This window comes from Mycolicibacterium rutilum (assembly GCF_900108565.1).
In the GTDB taxonomy this organism is placed as follows: Bacteria; Actinomycetota; Actinomycetes; order Mycobacteriales; family Mycobacteriaceae; genus Mycobacterium; species Mycobacterium rutilum.
On the sequence record NZ_LT629971.1, the window covers coordinates 4,951,332 to 4,966,790 of the forward strand.

Below are 15,459 nucleotides of genomic sequence, written 5' to 3' on the forward strand. Positions count from 1 at the left end.
CCGCGTGAGCAGCGCGAAGTAGAGCCAGGTCACACCCGCCCCACGTTTCATCAGTTGACACAGGGGTAAAGTCCAAGGCGTGTGTGGAGCCACCGGCGAGGTGCGTCTCGACGGCCTGACGCCTGACATCGCAGCGGTCTCGGCGATGGCCGAGGCGATGACCCCGAGGGGCCCGGACTCAGCGGGCGCGTGGTCACAGGGCAGGGTCGCGCTCGGACACCGTCGCCTGAAAATCATCGACCTGACAGAAGCGGGCGGTCAGCCCATGCTCGACTCCGAGCTGGGGCTCGCCGTCGCATGGAACGGCTGCATCTACAACTACAAGCAGCTGCGCCGCGAACTGAGCGAGGCCGGTTACCGGTTCTTCTCGCACAGCGACACCGAGGTGCTACTCAAGGCGTACCACCACTGGGGCGACCGGTTCGTCGAACGCCTCTACGGCATGTTCGCGTTCGCGATCGTCGAGCGCGACAGCGGCCGGGTGCTGCTGGGCCGTGACCGGCTCGGCATCAAGCCGCTGTATCTGACCGAGACCCCGCAGCGGATCCGGTTCGCTTCGTCGCTACCCGCGCTGCTGGCCGGCGGCGACGTCGACACCCGCATCGACTCGGTCGCGCTGCACCACTACATGACGTTCCACTCCGTCGTTCCCGCGCCGCGCACCATCCTGCGCGGAGTGAGCAAGGTGCCGCCGGCGTCGCTGGTGGCCATCGAACCCGACGGCCGCCGCATCACCTCCACCTACTGGGAGCCCGACTTCACCCGCCGCGAGGACCGCGCCGACTGGTCCGAACGCGATTGGGAGGACGCCGTTCTCGAGTCGCTGCGGGTCGCGGTCGACCGCAGGCTGGTCGCCGACGTGCCGGTCGGCTGCCTGCTGTCCGGCGGCGTGGACTCCAGCCTGATCGTGGGGCTGCTGGCCGAGGCCGGACAGCACGGCCTGAAGACCTTCTCCATCGGCTTCGAGTCTGTCGGCGGGGTCGCCGGCGACGAGTTCAAGTACTCCGACATCGTCGCCGAACGGTTCGGCACCGACCACCACCAGATTCGCATCGGCACCGACCGGATGCTGCCCGCGCTCGACGGCGCGATCGGCGCGATGAGCGAGCCGATGGTCAGCCATGACTGCGTGGCCTTCTATCTGCTCAGCCAGGAAGTCGCCAAACACGTCAAGGTGGTGCAGTCCGGTCAGGGCGCCGACGAGGTGTTCGCCGGCTACCACTGGTATCCGCCGCTCAGCGAACCGGACGCCGGTGACGTCGACGGGGCGGTCGCCCGCTACCGCAAGGCGTTCTTCGACCGCGACCGCGCCGGATACGACGCGTTGATCTCGCCGTCGTACACCGTCGACGGCGACCCGAGCCTGGACTTCGTCACCGAGCACTTCGCGCGGGCGGGCGCCGCGACCGGCGTCGACCGCGGGCTGCGCCTCGACAGCACGGTGATGCTGGTCGACGACCCGGTCAAGCGCGTGGACAACATGACAATGGCATGGGGGCTGGAGGGCCGGGTGCCGTTCCTCGACCACGAACTCGTCGAACTGGCCGCCACCTGCCCGCCCGAGCTCAAGATCGCCCACGAAGGCAAGGGCGTGCTGAAACAGGCTGCGCGGCAAGTTATCCCGTCTGAGGTCATCGACCGGCCGAAGGGATACTTCCCGGTGCCCGCGCTGACCCATCTGGAGGGCCCGTACCTCGACATGGTGCGTGACGCGCTGTACGCGCCGGCCGCCAAGGAGCGCGGCCTGTTCCGGCCCGAGGCGGTCGACCGGTTGCTCGCCGATCCCAACGGCCGGCTCACCCCGCTGCGCGGCAACGAGTTGTGGCAACTGGCGCTGCTCGAACTGTGGTTGCAGCGGCACGGGGTGACGGGTCCCGCGGCATGACCACCATCGACCCCGACCACACCGAAGCCATCACACTCGGCCTGCACGACGCGTCGCCGCAGCACCTCGTCGACAAGATGGCCGACGACGTCGTCATCGAGATGGGTTGGGGCCGGCTGATTTTCGGTCAGACCTTCGCCGAGCCGGAGACGTTGGCCGAGGTGCTGCGCCAGGAGAGCCTTGGCAGGCGCGACATCTGCATGTACGCGCGCGAGCCGCACGTGCTGGTCTCGATGGCACCCGCCGAACTGTTCATCGACCCCAGCCACACCTACCGGCTGCGGTTCACCGAGGACGACCCGTCGGCGCCGGCGCCGACCGGCTTCTCGGTCCGCGCGCTCGGCAGCGCCGAGGACGCCGACGAGATGAACCGCGTCTACGTGCGGTGCGGGATGGTGCCCGCGCCCGTCGAGGCGTTGTGGCAGAACCATCTCGAGCAAGATGCTGTCGACTACCTGGTCGCGGTGCGCGACGACGACGGCAGCGTCGTCGGCACCGTCACCGGTGTCGACCACGCACGGTTGTTCAGCGACCCGGAGAACGGGTCGAGCCTGTGGACACTGGCCGTCGACCCCACCACCAGCCTGCCCGGCGTCGGGGCCGCGCTCACCCGCGCGCTGGCCGCCATCTACCGCGACCGCGGCCGCTCCTACATGGATCTGTCGGTGAGCCACGACAACGCCGCCGCGATCTCGCTGTACGAGAAGCTGGGCTTCGAGCGGGTCCCGGTGATGGCCGTCAAGCGCAAGAACGCGATCAACGAGCCGCTGTTCACCCATCCGCCCGAGACGGTCGAGGATCTCAACCCGTACGCGCGCATCATCGCCGACGAAGCCATGCGGCGCGGGATCTGGGTGGAGGTGCTCGACGCCGAGGCCGGCGAGATGCGACTGTCGCACGGCGGTCGCACGGTGATCACCCGGGAGTCGTTGTCGGAGTTCACCTCTGCGGTGGCGATGGCACGGTGTGACGACAAGCGGCTGACCCGCCGGCTGGTCGCCGAGGCCGGGATCGTCGTGCCCAAGGGCCGGTTGGCGACGTTCGATGAGCAGGACCACGCATTCCTCGACGAGGTCGGCGACGTGGTGGTCAAACCCACCCGCGGCGAGCAGGGCAAGGGCATCACGGTCGGGGTCAGCGGCCCCGAGGAGCTCGACGCCGCGCTGGCCCGCGCCCGCGAAGAGCACCCGCACGTGCTGATCGAACAGCGCGCCCCGGGTGACGATCTGCGGCTGGTCGTGATCGACGGCAAGGTGGTGGCGGCCGCGCTGCGCAGGCCTGCCGAGATCGTCGGCACCGGCCACCACACCATCCGCGAACTGATCGAGACGCAGAGCCGGCGGCGCGCGGCGGCCACCGGCGGCGAATCCCGCATCCCGATCGACGCGGTCACCGAATCCACCGTCGCCGAGGCGGGCTGGTCGTTCGACGACGTGCTGCCCGAGGGTCAGCGGCTGCGGGTGCGCCGCACCGCGAACCTGCACCAGGGCGGCACCATCCACGACGTGACCGCGAAGGTGAACCCGCACCTGTGCGAGGTGGCGGTGAAGTCGGCCGAAGCCATCGGCATCCCGGTGACGGGGATCGACCTGCTGGTGCCCGACGTCACCGGCCAGGACTATGTCTTCATCGAGGCCAACGAGCGGCCCGGGCTGGCCAACCACGAGCCGCAGCCGACGGCAAAAGCGTTCGTCGACTTCCTGTTTCCCGGCAGCCCTGCGCTCCCCCAGGCGTGGACGCCGGAAGAGGCGGTGAACTGAGTCACCAGGTGCTGGTGCGCATCACGATCTCGGCGGCCAGTTGCGCGGTGGACTCCTGCGCGTTGCGGCGGCCGAGCAGGTCGACCATCCGGTAGTCGCCGTACACGAACTGCTGGCTGGCCCTGGCGACCGCGCGGGCGGCCGGGTTGCTGACCAGCGCGGTGGTGTTCATCTCGACCGGCGGGCAGTGTTCGTCGCGGACCACGCCGGCGGCGTCGGCCACCCGCGGATGCCCGCGGTCGATCACGACCAGCCCGATGAACCGGTCCAGCCGGGTCGCGGCGAGTTCCCACGCCAGTTCCCCACCGATGCGGTCGCCGACCAGCAGCGCCCACTTGATCTCGAGCGCGTCGAGGACAGAGACGACCGACTTCGCGGTCAGCCGGGGGTCGGGCGGCACCACGACGGTGCGCAGCGATGCGGTGTGCAGTCGTTGGCAGACCGGGGTGTAGGCCGCGGGCGACTGATGGGCCGCGCCGAGCAGCACGACGACCGAACCCTTGTCGGGACCCGCGACGTCGACGGGCACGGTGATTCCCTCGACCGTGACCGTGGTGGATGGCATTGGGCCACGCTACAGGCGTTGATCGCGCGCCGGAGTCGTTTCGCGGTCAGTGAACGCGGTGTTCACGCCGCCGCGAGGCGGTCGGCCTGCTTGGCGGTGATGTCCAGAAAGGTCTGCGGCAGCGTGCCTTTGACGCTGATCGACGGGTTCGGGGTGGGAAACGCGATGCCGTAGACCGCCATGGCGCCGATGTTCTCGAACGAGAAGTAGACGCTGTTGTCGGCACCGTCGAGCCGCATCGTCTGCTGGTAGACCAGCGCGTCGCGGCGCGGCGTGTCGAGCCGTGTGGTGGTCATCGGGATGCCCGGTGAGGACGGGTCGAAGAAGGTCTCGAATTGTGCGCACCGCTCGGCGGTGGCCGCCAGCGCGTCGAGGTCCAGGTTCCAGGTCAGCACCGTCATCACGATGCGCGCCCCGTCGAAGCCGACGACGTACTCCGCGGCGCTGCCGGGTCCGCGTTCGGCGGAGTCGGCGATCACCCGGGTCAGCCCGTCGGAGCAGCCCGGCGGTTTGGACAACATGGCGGGCGGACCGCCTCCTTCGCCCTGTCCCGGTTCGCGGACCACCCGGTCGAACTGCACGCCGGGAGGCAGATCGGCGGCGGTGAGGACCGCTCGTTCCAGGCGGGCGCCCGGCCAGGTCGCGGTGCCGGTGACCGCGGGGGCGCATCCGCTCACCGCGACCGCCAGCACGGCGACCGCCGCGAACCGCCCGATCATCTGCTCAGGCTACCGATCTGCCCTGCCGAACGTGGGTTACCGTCACGCCTCGAGCGCCGATCGCGTGCGGGTAACCCACGTTCGGCGCCTCGGCGGGCGGGGGTCAGCGGCAGGTGTAGCCACCGTCGACCGGCAGGCAGACGCCCGTGATCATCGCCGCGTCGTCGCTCAGCAGGAACACGATCGGCCCGGCGATCTCCTCTTCGGTCGCCCACCGGCCCAGCGGCATCTGCGCCAAAAACGGCGGGCCGACGTCGGGACGGCCCCAGTGCGATGCCGACATCTCGGTCATCACGACGGTCGGGTTGACGCTGTTGACCCGGATGTTGTGCGGGCCGAGTTCGAGTGCGCTCACCCGGGTGATGTTGTCCACCGCGGCTTTCGACGAGCCGTATGAGATGTGTCCGGGCAGCGCCACCAGGCTCGCCTGACTCGAGACGTTGACGATCGCGCCGCCGCCGCGGCCGATCATGGCCGGCGCGACGTGCTTGATGACGAGCAGGCTGCCCCGCGCGTTGATGCTGATGACCTTGTCGAACACCGCGATGTCGGTGTCCTGCGGCGTCGCGATCTCCCCGCCGAACCCGCCGCAGTTGACCACCCCGTCGAGCGCCAGACCCGATACGGCGTCGCGGATGTCGTCCTCGGAGGTCAGGTCGAACGGCACCGGGCGGGCACCGGTCTCGTCGGCCAGCGCGCTCAGGCCATCGACGTTGCGCCCGCCGGCGTAGACGGTCGCGCCGTCGGCGACGAGCCTGCGCACCGTCGCCGCGCCGATGCCGCCGGTCGCACCGGTGACCAGGATCGTCTTACCGGTGAAATCAGCCACGCCTCATCATCACACGCGGTCCGATAGCCTGCCCCCGTGACCGGCTCCGTGCGTATCGATGTCGACGGTCTGCTGCTCGACTGCGACGGCGTACTCGTCGACTCGCATGACGCGGCGGCGATCGCCTGGAACCGATGGGCCACCCACTGGGCGCCCGGCTTCGACTTTCACCGCGACATCGAGCACGGCAGACGGATCAGCGACCTGGTCGCCGAATTGATCGGCGACACAAGCCAAGTCGAGGTCGCGGCGGCCGAACTCAAACAGCTCGAACTGGACACCGCCACCGACGTCCGGCCGATCCCCGGCGCGCGCGAACTGCTGGCGGCCTGTCCTCCCGGACGCTGGGCCGTGGTGACGTCGGGCAACCGGGCGCTGGCCACCGCCCGCATGGCCTCGGCGGGCCTGCCGCCCGCGCCGGTGCTGGTGACCGGTGAGGACGTCGACAACGGCAAGCCGTTTCCCGACCCGTATCTGCTCGCCGCGCAACGCCTGCAGATCCCACCTGAGCGATGCGCGGTCTTCGAGGACGCGCCGGCCGGTATCGCGTCGGCCCGCGAAGCGGGGGTGCCCACGATCGTCGGTGTCGGCGCTGCGGCCGCGCCCGTCACCCTCGCCGTCGCCGACCTGCGCGCGGTGCGGTTCGACGGCGCCCGCCTCGAGATCGCGCGCGACGCACTGCTGCCACAGACCGGCGAGTAGCGTCGGAAACCATGCAGATCCCCACCCGGATGCGCCGCGTCGTGGTCTCGTCGGGGTCCATCGACGTGGTCGACTCCCCCACCCCGATGCCCGGTCCCGGGGAGGTGCTCGTGCACTCGGTGGTCTCCGGCGTGTGTGGTTCGGACACCCACGCGGCGCACGGCAGGCACCCGTTCATCGCGCTGCCGTACCACCCCGGTCACGAGGTCGTCGGCGTCGTCGCCGCACGGGGTGACGGCGTCGACACCGTCGAGGTCGGCGCGCGGGTGACCGTCGAACCCGACCTGCCGTGCTGGCAGTGCAAGCAGTGCCGCCGCGGCGCCGAGAACCTGTGTGAGAACCTGCGTTTCTTCGGCTGCGGCTATGAGCAGGGCGGCATGGCCGACTACTTCACCATCCCCGCCGACCGGGTCCACGTCGTTCCCGACGAGCTCGACTACCGCGCCGCGGCGCTGATCGAGCCGCTGTCCACCCCGGTGCACGCCGTACGCCTCGCCGGCGATGTGCGCGGGCAGGCCGTGGTGATCCTCGGGGCAGGCACGATCGGACTCCTCGTGCTGGCCGTCGTGCGCGCGCACGGTGCGCGCCGCGTCGTGATCACCGATCCGCTGCCCGCCAAACGCGAGCGTGCCCTGCGCCTCGGCGCCGATGTGGCGCTCGACGCGGGTTCGGCCGACGGGGTGACGCAGGCTCGGGCAGCCCTCGGCGAGAGCGCCGACTTCGTATTCGACTGCGTGGCAATCGAATCGACGATGCGGGCCGCCATCGGGATGGCGAGCAAGGGCGGCACGGTCGTGGTGCTGGGGGTGCCGACGGGCGACGTCGCTGTCCCGCTGGCCCTCGTCCAGGATCACCAGATCCGGATCCAGGGCAGCGCGACGTATCTGCCGCGCGACTACGAGGAGTCGATCCGCCTGCTCACCGCCGGTGCGGTGCGCGTCGACGAGATCGTCACCGCCGAGGTGCCCATGGCCCGGGCCGCCGACGCGTACGCGTTGTCATCGGGTGGCGATCACGTCAAGGTGCTCGTGGGCATCGACGAGCAGGTGCTGGCGACCGTCAGCTGAGCGGAATGTCGGCCCGCACCGGCGCGATCGACACTGCGCGGTCCGGGTCGGGCACACCGAGCAGCGTGCCCTCGTGTTCGACGGCGGTGGCGCCGAACCGCAGAGCGTTGGCGAACGCCTCCACACTCGACGCGCCCGTATGCGCCGCGGCCAGCCAGCCGGCCAGCACTGCGTCGCCGGCGCCGACCGTGTTGACCACCCGCCGCACCGGCGCGCTGCCGTGCAGCGGGTCGGGCAGGTCCGCGTCGATCAGCACCGCACCGTCGGCGCCGAGGCTGACGAGCACGGTCCGCACGCCGTGCGTGCGCAGCTGATGGGCGGCCTCGGTCACGTCGCCGAGCGTCCGCAGCGACCGCCCGGTCACCTCGGCGAGTTCCTCGGCGTTCGGCTTCACCAGATCCGGCACGACGGCACCGGCCAGCGCCTCCGCCAGCGGTGCGCCCGAGCAGTCGAGCGCGACGCGGCACCCCGCCGACTTGGCCTCGTCGACGGCCGCGGCCAGCCGTGGCGGCGTGAAGCCGGCGGGCAGGCTGCCCGACCACACCACCCAGTCGCCGGCGCCCGACAGCGCCGTCGCGCACAGCGCCTCGACTTCGGCGGGTGACAGCCGGGGCCCCGGTTCGTTGACCTTGGTGGTCCGTCCGTCGGCCTCGACCAGCGTGATGTTCGAGCGCAGCGCGCCCGCGATCGGCACGTCGGCATGGTCGAGGCCGAGATCGTCGAGCAGCGCTACGATCTCGTCGCCGGTGCCGCCGCCGACGGGCAGCACCGCGCGCACGGGGACACCGACGCCGTGCAGGCCCAGCGCGACGTTGACGCCCTTGCCGCTGGGCTCGACCATCGTCGATGTGGCGCGGTTGACTACGCCCGCGACGAACCGCGGCAGGTGCAGCGTGCGGTCCAGGCTCGGATTGGCGGTGACGGTGGTGATCACTCGGCCACCTCCACGGTCACCCCGAGGGCGGTGAGACGGTCGCGGTGTGCGGCGCTCACGGTGGCATCGGTGACCAGGACGTCGACGTCGTCGAGGTCGGCGTGCCTGGCCAGGCTCTCGCGGCCGAATTTCGTTGCGTCGACGAGAAACACGCGTTGCCGGGCAGCGGCGAGCATCGCGTGTTTGACGTGCGCCTCGTCGGTGTCGGGGGTGGTGAGTCCGCGGTCGAAGGACAGCGCGTTGGTGCCCAGGAACGCCACGTCGAGGTTGACGCCGGCCAGCGCCGCGACGGTCAGCGGGCCGACCGCGGCGCCGGTTTCGGGTCGCACGCGCCCGCCCAGGCTGACGACGGCGACACCCCGCTGCAGCAGCACCGACGTCAGCGGCAACGCGTTGGTGTAGACGACGAGATCGCGGTCGGCGGGCAGTATTTCGGCCAACCGCAGCGTGGTCGAGCCGGCGTCGAGCAGCAGCGAACCGCCGTCGGGGACCAGGCTCAGGGCGCGGCGGGCGATCGCCTCCTTCTGCGCGGCGCGCTCGGTTCGGGTGCCGACGGCCGGTTCGTCGCTCTGCCGCTGCTGCGGTACCGCGCCGCCGTGCACGCGGCGCAGCAGGCCGCGCGCCTCGAGGTGGGCGAGGTCCTTGCGGATGCTCTCGGCGCTGACACCGAAATGCCGGGCCAGCTCGGCGCTTTCGACGCGACGCCGGGTGGCCAGCATCCGGAGCACCTCGGCGTGCCGCTCATCGGCGAACCACGTCCGCCCCGGCGTGGTCACGGGCCGACCAGGTGGTCGTCGCGTCCGAGCGCGCCGGTGGCCCGCGCGGCGAGCGTGGCGGCGCCCAACGTCCCGGCCTCGTCGAGGCTCGACACCCGCAGCGCGGGGAACCGAGCGCGCTTGGCGCGCATCACCTCTGCGCTGTGGCGCCATCCGCCGGTGACGACGACGCCGACCGCGGGTCCGACGACGTCGTCCATCGCGCGGTGCAGCGCCATGGCCTCGTCGGCGGCCGCGGCGACCACGGCCTTCCACACCTCCCCCGGCCCGACTCCGCCGGCGATGCCGCCGAGGGTCAGCGCGTCGGTGCCCAGACCGCCGACGATGACCCGCCCGTGCGGTGCGTGCTCGGCCGCGGCGTCGAGTGCGGCCAGGCCCCCTCCAGGCCCGCCGGACACGCCGAGCATCTCCAGCGCGCGACTCTGCGCGAGCCCGCCCTCGGTGCCGCCGAGCAACGTCCAGTGGTCGGGTTCGATGCTGGGATCGGTGGTGATGCCCGCGGCCGCGAGCCGCGCTGTCTGGCCGCGGCCAGGCATGTGAGAAACCGTGCGCACCAATGCTTCCGCGGTGCCCGACGAGTCGAGCTCGTAGCCGGGTGCCGTCGCGCGGGCACCGAGCGCCGCTGCCTGATGGTCGTGGCCGGCGAGGGTGAGCAGCGCTCCACGCAGCAGCGGACCCGCCTCGTCGGCGGTGATGCGGCCGACCGGATCCCCGGCGGCCACGAGCGGCGGCATGAGCGCGCGGGTCGCGCCCGACCACGCGAGCGCGTCGTCCCACCAGTCGCGCCGCGCGACGTCGAGCCAACCGGTGCGCCCGGCCAACGACAGCTCGATGACCGGGTCCACACCGAGACGGCGGACCACCCAGCCGCCGACGTCGAACCGTTTAGTCGCCGACCGCGCGGCCGGTTCGTGGGTGCGCAGCCAGCGGTGCTTGGTGAGCGAGAACTGGCCGCGCGCAGGCTTTCCGGCCACACCGCCGAACGCGTCGGCGCCGATGTCCGCGACGAGACGAGCCACCTCGTCGCCGTCGCGGTCGTCGTGCCAGGCGATCACGGGCGCCACGGGCCGCTCGTGCGCGTCGGTCAGCACACCGGACTCGCCCATGCTCGTGATGCCGACCGCGGCCACCGGCACCTGCGCGGCCGTCGCCGCGTCACGCAGCGCGGTCAGCGCGCTGCGCCACAGGACATCCGCGTCGGTCTGCGTGCCCTGCGGTCCCACATCCCACGGCATGGCGGCGCGACCGGTGCCCAGCACCGTACCGTCGTCGGCGTAGACGACAGCCTTGCTCGACGTGGTGCCGACGTCGAGGCCGGCGAAGGCAGGCATCGCGCTCCTCGGTGCATGCGATTCGGTGGCATTGCGGTGTTGGGTTTGCATGGATATGGTTGCGTCTGATTGGAAACGCGTCAAGTAGGAGCGACATGCCGCTGGCCCCCACCGCCGCCCTTCTCGACAGCGCCCGGTCGCGCGGCGTCGGTGTCGCGGCCTTCAACGTGATCACGCTGGAACATGCCGAAGGCATCCTCGCCGGCGCCGAACGCGTCGGCGAACAGGTGATCCTGCAGGTCAGCGAGAACAGCGTGGCGTTCCACGGTGGGGTCGCCCCACTGGCCGCCGCGCTCAAGGTCCTGGCCGCCGAGGCGGCCGTGCCGGTCGGCCTGCACCTCGACCACGTCGAGACGGCCGCGCTGTGGGAGGCCGCCGCCGCCACAGGTTTCTCCTCGGTGATGGTCGACGCGGGCGCGCTGCCGTACGACCGCAACGTCGACATCACCGCCGACGCCACCCGCCGGCTGCACGCCCAGGGCTTGGCGGTGGAGGCCGAACTCGGCTACGTCGGCGGCAAGGACACCCATGTCGCCAGCGCGCACGCGCCGGGCGTGCGCACCGACCCGCAGCAGGCGGCCGAGTTCGTCGCCGCGACCCGGGTGGACGCGCTGGCGGTCGCGGTGGGCAGCTCACACGCGATGACCGACCGGACCGCGCAGCTCGACCTCGACCTGATCGCGGCGCTACGCGACGCATTGCCGATTCCGCTTGTGCTGCACGGATCTTCGGGCGTTCCCGATGACACGCTGCGCGCAGCCGTCGGCGCAGGAATCGTCAAGGTCAACATCGGCACGGCGCTCAACGTCGCCTACACCGGCGCGGTGCGGGCGGCGCTCAGCGACGGGGTGGACCCCCGCAAGCCGCTGGCCGCCGCCCGCGACGCGGTCGCCGACGTGGTCTCACATCTGATCGAATTGGTCGCTGCCGCTTAGCATTGCGACTTGTAGGCCGCCGCTCCGCCTTCGCCGTCGAGGTTGTCCTGGGTGATGATGGTGAAGCCGGTCTGCACCTTCTTGGTGTTCTCGCCGCCCTCGAGCGCGGTGACCGCCTCGTCGACGCCGAACTTGCCGATCAGACCCGGGTCCTGGGCGACGAGGGCCTGCACGGTGCCCTCCCGCAGCGCCTGGATCTGGTTGGGGCCGGCGTCGAACCCGACCACCTGCACCTGACCGCTCTTGCCCGCCTGCCGCACGCCGGTCGCCGAGCCCTCGGCCGAGAACAGGTTGGTGGCGAAGACGCCGACGAGGTCGGGGTCCTTCTGCAACTGCGCGCCGATCAGTTGCGCGGCCGTCGCCGGATCGTTGTGGCTGTACTGCACGCCGACGTAGGTGAACTTGCTGTCCTCCTTGACCGCGTCCTCGAATCCCTTGGCGCGGGCATCGGTTGTCGAGACGCCCGGGTCGATGTTCATCACCATCACCTTGCCGCCCTCGGGGCGCAATTTCTTGATGGCCTCGAACGCCGCGCGGCCGCCGCCCTCGTTGTCGCTGGCGATCTCGGACACCGCATACGACGGGTCGTTGGTGGTGGTGTCGACGAGCACCACCTTGATGCCCGCCGCGGCCGCCTGCTGCAGCGGCTGCTGCATCGCCTGCACATCGGTCGGCGCCACCAGCAGCGCGTCGGGCCGGCCGGCCACGATCGAGTCGAGGATCGGCTTCTGCAGCGTCGGGTCGAACTTCTGCGGTCCCTGTGTGGAGACCTTCACGCCCAGCTTCGCCGCCTCTTCCTGGGCGCCGCACTGCATGGTGATGTAGAACTGGCCGCCGGATACGCCCTGCAGGAACTGAATGTTGTACTCCTGGCTGGCTTTCGCCGGCGCGGTGACGGTGGTCGCGGCGGCCGCCTGCTGCGCGCCGTCGGCACCCTCTCCCGACTCCGAGCCCGACGATTCGGGTTTGGACGAGGTGCAGGACGACAGCGTGAGGACCGCGACCCCCAACGTTCCCGCGACCGTCATCACGCGTTTACGGTTCACTGGCGTTCCTTTCGTTGCGTTCTGCGTTTGACGAAACTTCGGGACCGCGCGCCGCGCAGCGCGGCCGCACGGCGGGACTGGTCGACGTACACAGCGGCGATGAGGACCGTGCCCACCGCCACGCCCTGCCAGAACGGCTGGACGCCGATGATGACGAACCCGGACTGCAGCACGGCGGGGATGAACAGGCCGACGACGGTGCCGAAGATGCTGCCCTCGCCGCCGAAGATCGACGTCCCGCCGATCACCACCGCCGCGATCACGTTGAGGTTGGTCAGCGACTGCCCGGCGATCGTCGTGGTGCCGAACTGCGCGAGCGTGAGGATCGCGCCGATGCCGGCGAGCGTGCCCGCCAGCGCGTAGACGAGCACGAGGTGCCGGGTCACCTTGATGCCGGTGCGGCGCGCGGCTTCCTCGTTCGAGCCGATCGCGTAGGTGTAGCGGCCGAATCTTGTCTTGTGCAACAGTATTCCGCCGAGCACGACGATCACCAGCGCGACGAACGGCAGGCCCGGGATGCCGAGGATCTTGGTGTAGGCGCTGAAGTCAGTCAGTTCGGTGGGCACCGAGCGGATGTCGATGCCGCCGGTCAGGACCTGCGCCAGTCCGAGCGCCACCGACAGCGTGCCCAGAGTCACGATCAGCGCGGGCACCTTCGCGACCGCGACCAGGATGCCGTTCACGACGCCCCACACCGTCCCGCCGAGCACCGCAGCGATCAGGCCGACGGCGGCGACGCCGGGGCCCGCGCCGCCCATCGCCTCCATCACCTTCGCCGCCACCACCGAGGCGAACACCAGCACCGAACCGACCGACAGGTCGATCCCCGAGGTGATGATGACGAACGTCATGCCGACGCCGAGCACCGCCCAGACCGCGACGTTCTGCGAGATCAGCGAGAAGTTGCCGGTGGACAGGAAGCGGTCGCCGGCGAGCACGGTGAAGCACGCACAGATGACGATCAGCACGCCGAGGATCCAGAACGCCTGTAATCCGCTGATGCGCTTGAGGAACGACTCCGCCGGGTCGTCGGCGCCGTCGCTCACGACCGCTTTCTCGAGGGTGCTCATGCCGCGCCGTCCCGCGAGTCCAGCGCGCCGGTCATCGCGCCGACGAGTTCCTCGACGGTGGTCTGCGCCGCGGTGAAGGTGGCCACCCGCCGGCCCAGCCGCAGCACCTGGATGCTGTCGCACACCTCGAGTACGTGCGGCATCGAGTGGCTGATGAACACCACCGCAATCCCCTTGTCGCGCACCCGTTTGATCGACTCGAGCACGTTGGCGGTCTGCACGACGCCCAACGCCGCGGTGGGCTCGTCGAGGATCAGCACCTTCCTCGCCCACGCCATCGCCCTGGCGATCGCGATGCCTTGGCGCTGGCCGCCCGACATCGATCGGACCGGCGAATTCAACGACCGCACGGTCGCACCGAGGTCACGGAACGACTCGGCAGCCCGGCGCCGCATCTCCTTCTCGTCCATGAAGCCCAACCGCCCGAGGATGCCCTTGCGGGCGATCTCCCTGCCCAGGAACACGTTCTGCACCGGGTTCAGGTGCGGCGCCAGCGCCAGATCCTGATACACCACCTCGATGCCGAGGTCCTCTGCCTGGCGCGGCTCGGACAGGCGCACCCGCTTGCCCTCGAAGTAGATCTCGCCCTCGTCCAGGTCGAGGTTGCCCGACAGCGCCTTGATGAGCGTCGACTTGCCCGCGCCGTTGTCGCCGATGAGGCCGACGACCTCGCCGGCGGTCACGTCGAAGTCGGCGCCGTCGAGCGCACGCACGTGGCCGAAGCTGCGGGACAGGCCGCGCGCGTGCAGCAGTGCGGTCATGTCGTCCTTTCCTGCGGGTTCGTGAGGGACGGAGGCCAGGTGTCGCCCGGCCGGCAGACGAGCAGGCGCGCATCGCCTTCGGTGTGCCAGGGGCCCGAGGAGGCGGGCACCACGAGGGTGTTGCCTGCCGTCACCGCGACGGGCTCGCCCTCTGCGGGCACCACCGACCCCTCGCCCGCCAGCACCACCGCGACGGCGAAGCCCGCGTCAAGTTCGGCGCGCGGGCCGAGCAGGTCCATGTGGAAGAAATCCGCGGCTTCGGCGGGCAGCACCGGTGTCACTCCGGTCGCGTCGGCGTCGGTATGGCGCAGCAGGTCGCCGACGTCGTCGACGGGGGCGCTGTCCACCGCCGAGAGCGCGACGTCGCGGTCCAGGCCGAGGAACACCTCGTCGTCGGATGCGGAGGTGTTCACGCGCTCGAGCAGGATCGACTGGTCGGTGGGCTCCTGCGCCTCGACGAGCAGCACGCCACGGCCGATCGCGTGCGGGGTGCCGCCGGGGACCAGCACCCCGTCGCCGGGCCGCACCGGTATCCGGTGCATCAGCGCGAGCAGGCCCTCGGTGTCCTGCGCGGCGACCAGGTCCGAGAGCCGTTGCGGGTCAACGGTTTCGCGCCAGCCCGCCCACACCGCGGCGTCACCGTCGGCGCGCAGGATGTACCAGGCCTCGGTTTTGCCGTAGGGGCAGCCGAGGTGACGGCACGCGAATTCGCGCGTTGGGTGCACATGCACGGGCAGCCGCTGTCCGGCGTCGAGCAGTTTCACCAGCACGCCGGTGTCGCCGGGCGCGCCGTCGTCGCGACCGAGCCAGCCGCGGGGGTCGCGTTCGACGGCCTCGCGCAGCAGCGTGCCGTCGGCCAGCGTCGCTGGGCCCAGCGCGGGTTCCCCGAACCGTGACACGGTGGCGCCGATCCACTCCTCCGGGGAGCGCTCACCGACCGGCGGCAGTCCGCGCCAGTCGGCCAGCACCGGCCCACCGACATACCAGTGCGGAATGACGTTCGGGGGCAGCAGTTGCGGGTGGACGGTCACTCGTGCGGCACCTCCTGTCTGTTACCTGCGTCACGCCGGACAGTACGC

Annotated in this window: 15 protein-coding genes; 5 read left to right on the plus strand and 10 right to left on the minus strand. The window is 70.9% G+C overall.

Going from position 1 to position 15,459, the window contains the following annotated elements; genetic code table 11:
• Positions 1–79 precede the first annotated feature (79 nt).
• Positions 80–1,885: an N-acetylglutaminylglutamine amidotransferase gene (locus BLW81_RS24110; RefSeq protein ID WP_083409370.1), complete on the plus strand. Its 1,806-nt coding sequence runs from the start codon at positions 80–82 to the stop codon at positions 1,883–1,885.
• On the plus strand, positions 1,882–3,645 hold the full coding sequence (gene ngg / locus BLW81_RS24115) for an N-acetylglutaminylglutamine synthetase (RefSeq protein ID WP_083409371.1): 1,764 nt from the start codon (positions 1,882–1,884) through the stop codon (positions 3,643–3,645). The genes BLW81_RS24110 and ngg overlap by 4 nt, the downstream gene beginning before the upstream one ends.
• 1 nt (position 3,646) lies before the next feature.
• On the opposite strand, the gene BLW81_RS24120 is transcribed toward ngg, so the two are convergent.
• The 3 genes from BLW81_RS24120 to BLW81_RS24130 all read right to left on the minus strand — a co-directional run bounded on the left by BLW81_RS24120 (position 3,647) and on the right by BLW81_RS24130 (position 5,758).
• Entirely contained in the window at positions 3,647–4,210 is a 564-nt protein-coding gene (locus BLW81_RS24120; RefSeq protein ID WP_083409372.1) for an alpha/beta fold hydrolase, read from the minus strand.
• Between the two features lie 62 nt (positions 4,211–4,272).
• Complete coding sequence (locus BLW81_RS24125; protein WP_083409373.1) at positions 4,273–4,929, minus strand: hypothetical protein; 657 nt, start codon at positions 4,927–4,929, stop codon at positions 4,273–4,275.
• Positions 4,930–5,032: 103 nt separating this feature from the next.
• Positions 5,033–5,758, minus strand: a complete 726-nt coding sequence (locus BLW81_RS24130; protein ID WP_083409374.1) for an SDR family oxidoreductase — start codon at positions 5,756–5,758, stop codon at positions 5,033–5,035.
• A 36-nt stretch (positions 5,759–5,794) separates the two neighbouring features.
• Between BLW81_RS24130 and BLW81_RS24135 the strand changes: the two genes are divergently transcribed.
• Both BLW81_RS24135 and BLW81_RS24140 read left to right on the plus strand, forming a co-directional pair.
• Positions 5,795–6,460, plus strand: coding sequence for an HAD-IA family hydrolase (locus BLW81_RS24135; protein ID WP_083409375.1), 666 nt, complete (start codon positions 5,795–5,797; stop codon positions 6,458–6,460).
• A gap of 11 nt (positions 6,461–6,471) precedes the next feature.
• Positions 6,472–7,527, plus strand: coding sequence for a zinc-dependent alcohol dehydrogenase (locus BLW81_RS24140; RefSeq protein ID WP_197680339.1), 1,056 nt, complete (start codon positions 6,472–6,474; stop codon positions 7,525–7,527).
• On the opposite strand, the gene BLW81_RS24145 is transcribed toward BLW81_RS24140, so the two are convergent.
• From BLW81_RS24145 to BLW81_RS24155, 3 genes are read right to left on the minus strand one after another with little or no spacing between them, the layout of a single operon-like run.
• Positions 7,520–8,461, minus strand: coding sequence for a 1-phosphofructokinase family hexose kinase (locus BLW81_RS24145; RefSeq protein WP_083409376.1), 942 nt, complete (start codon positions 8,459–8,461; stop codon positions 7,520–7,522). The two genes, BLW81_RS24140 and BLW81_RS24145, sit on opposite strands and share 8 nt — an antisense overlap.
• Entirely contained in the window at positions 8,458–9,237 is a 780-nt protein-coding gene (locus tag BLW81_RS24150) for a DeoR/GlpR family DNA-binding transcription regulator (RefSeq protein WP_083409377.1), read from the minus strand. Before BLW81_RS24150 ends, BLW81_RS24145 begins: the two co-directional genes overlap by 4 nt.
• Complete coding sequence (locus BLW81_RS24155) at positions 9,234–10,568, minus strand: FGGY family carbohydrate kinase (protein WP_083409378.1); 1,335 nt, start codon at positions 10,566–10,568, stop codon at positions 9,234–9,236. Before BLW81_RS24155 ends, BLW81_RS24150 begins: the two co-directional genes overlap by 4 nt.
• Before the next feature lie 95 nt (positions 10,569–10,663).
• Here BLW81_RS24155 and BLW81_RS24160 point away from each other — a divergent pair, with 95 nt between their 5' ends.
• On the plus strand, positions 10,664–11,503 hold the full coding sequence (locus BLW81_RS24160; protein WP_083409379.1) for a class II fructose-bisphosphate aldolase: 840 nt from the start codon (positions 10,664–10,666) through the stop codon (positions 11,501–11,503).
• Here the strand turns inward: BLW81_RS24160 and BLW81_RS24165 are convergent.
• Genes BLW81_RS24165 through BLW81_RS24180 form a run of 4 tightly spaced genes read right to left on the minus strand, consistent with a single transcriptional unit; the run spans position 11,500 to position 15,411 of the window.
• The gene (locus BLW81_RS24165; RefSeq protein ID WP_083409380.1) at positions 11,500–12,549 is read right to left on the minus strand and encodes an ABC transporter substrate-binding protein; all 1,050 of its coding nucleotides are present in this window, start codon (positions 12,547–12,549) and stop codon (positions 11,500–11,502) included. The two genes, BLW81_RS24160 and BLW81_RS24165, sit on opposite strands and share 4 nt — an antisense overlap.
• Entirely contained in the window at positions 12,546–13,619 is a 1,074-nt protein-coding gene (locus tag BLW81_RS24170; protein ID WP_083409381.1) for an ABC transporter permease, read from the minus strand. Before BLW81_RS24170 ends, BLW81_RS24165 begins: the two co-directional genes overlap by 4 nt.
• Positions 13,616–14,380 (minus strand): ATP-binding cassette domain-containing protein, encoded by a 765-nt coding sequence (locus BLW81_RS24175; RefSeq protein ID WP_083409382.1) that lies wholly within the window; start codon positions 14,378–14,380, stop codon positions 13,616–13,618. The genes BLW81_RS24170 and BLW81_RS24175 overlap by 4 nt, the downstream gene beginning before the upstream one ends.
• A complete protein-coding gene (locus BLW81_RS24180) occupies positions 14,377–15,411 on the minus strand; it encodes a class I mannose-6-phosphate isomerase (protein ID WP_083409383.1) in 1,035 nt (344 codons plus the stop codon). Before BLW81_RS24180 ends, BLW81_RS24175 begins: the two co-directional genes overlap by 4 nt.
• Between the last annotated feature and the right edge of the window lie 48 nt (positions 15,412–15,459).

Excerpts from the sequence above, each read along its gene's own strand:
- BLW81_RS24125 (WP_083409373.1), bottom strand. The coding sequence starts at position 4,929 with ATGATCGGGCGGTTCGCGGCGGTCGCCGTGCTGGCGGTCGCGGTGAGC.
- BLW81_RS24155 (WP_083409378.1), bottom strand. The coding sequence starts at position 10,568 with ATGCCTGCCTTCGCCGGCCTCGACGTCGGCACCACGTCGAGCAAGGCT.
- BLW81_RS24170 (WP_083409381.1), bottom strand. The coding sequence starts at position 13,619 with ATGAGCACCCTCGAGAAAGCGGTCGTGAGCGACGGCGCCGACGACCCG.
- BLW81_RS24120 (WP_083409372.1), bottom strand. The coding sequence starts at position 4,210 with ATGCCATCCACCACGGTCACGGTCGAGGGAATCACCGTGCCCGTCGAC.
- BLW81_RS24160 (WP_083409379.1), top strand. The coding sequence starts at position 10,664 with ATGCCGCTGGCCCCCACCGCCGCCCTTCTCGACAGCGCCCGGTCGCGC.
- BLW81_RS24140 (WP_197680339.1), top strand. The coding sequence starts at position 6,472 with ATGCAGATCCCCACCCGGATGCGCCGCGTCGTGGTCTCGTCGGGGTCC.
- ngg (WP_083409371.1), top strand. The coding sequence starts at position 1,882 with ATGACCACCATCGACCCCGACCACACCGAAGCCATCACACTCGGCCTG.
- BLW81_RS24175 (WP_083409382.1), bottom strand. The coding sequence starts at position 14,380 with ATGACCGCACTGCTGCACGCGCGCGGCCTGTCCCGCAGCTTCGGCCAC.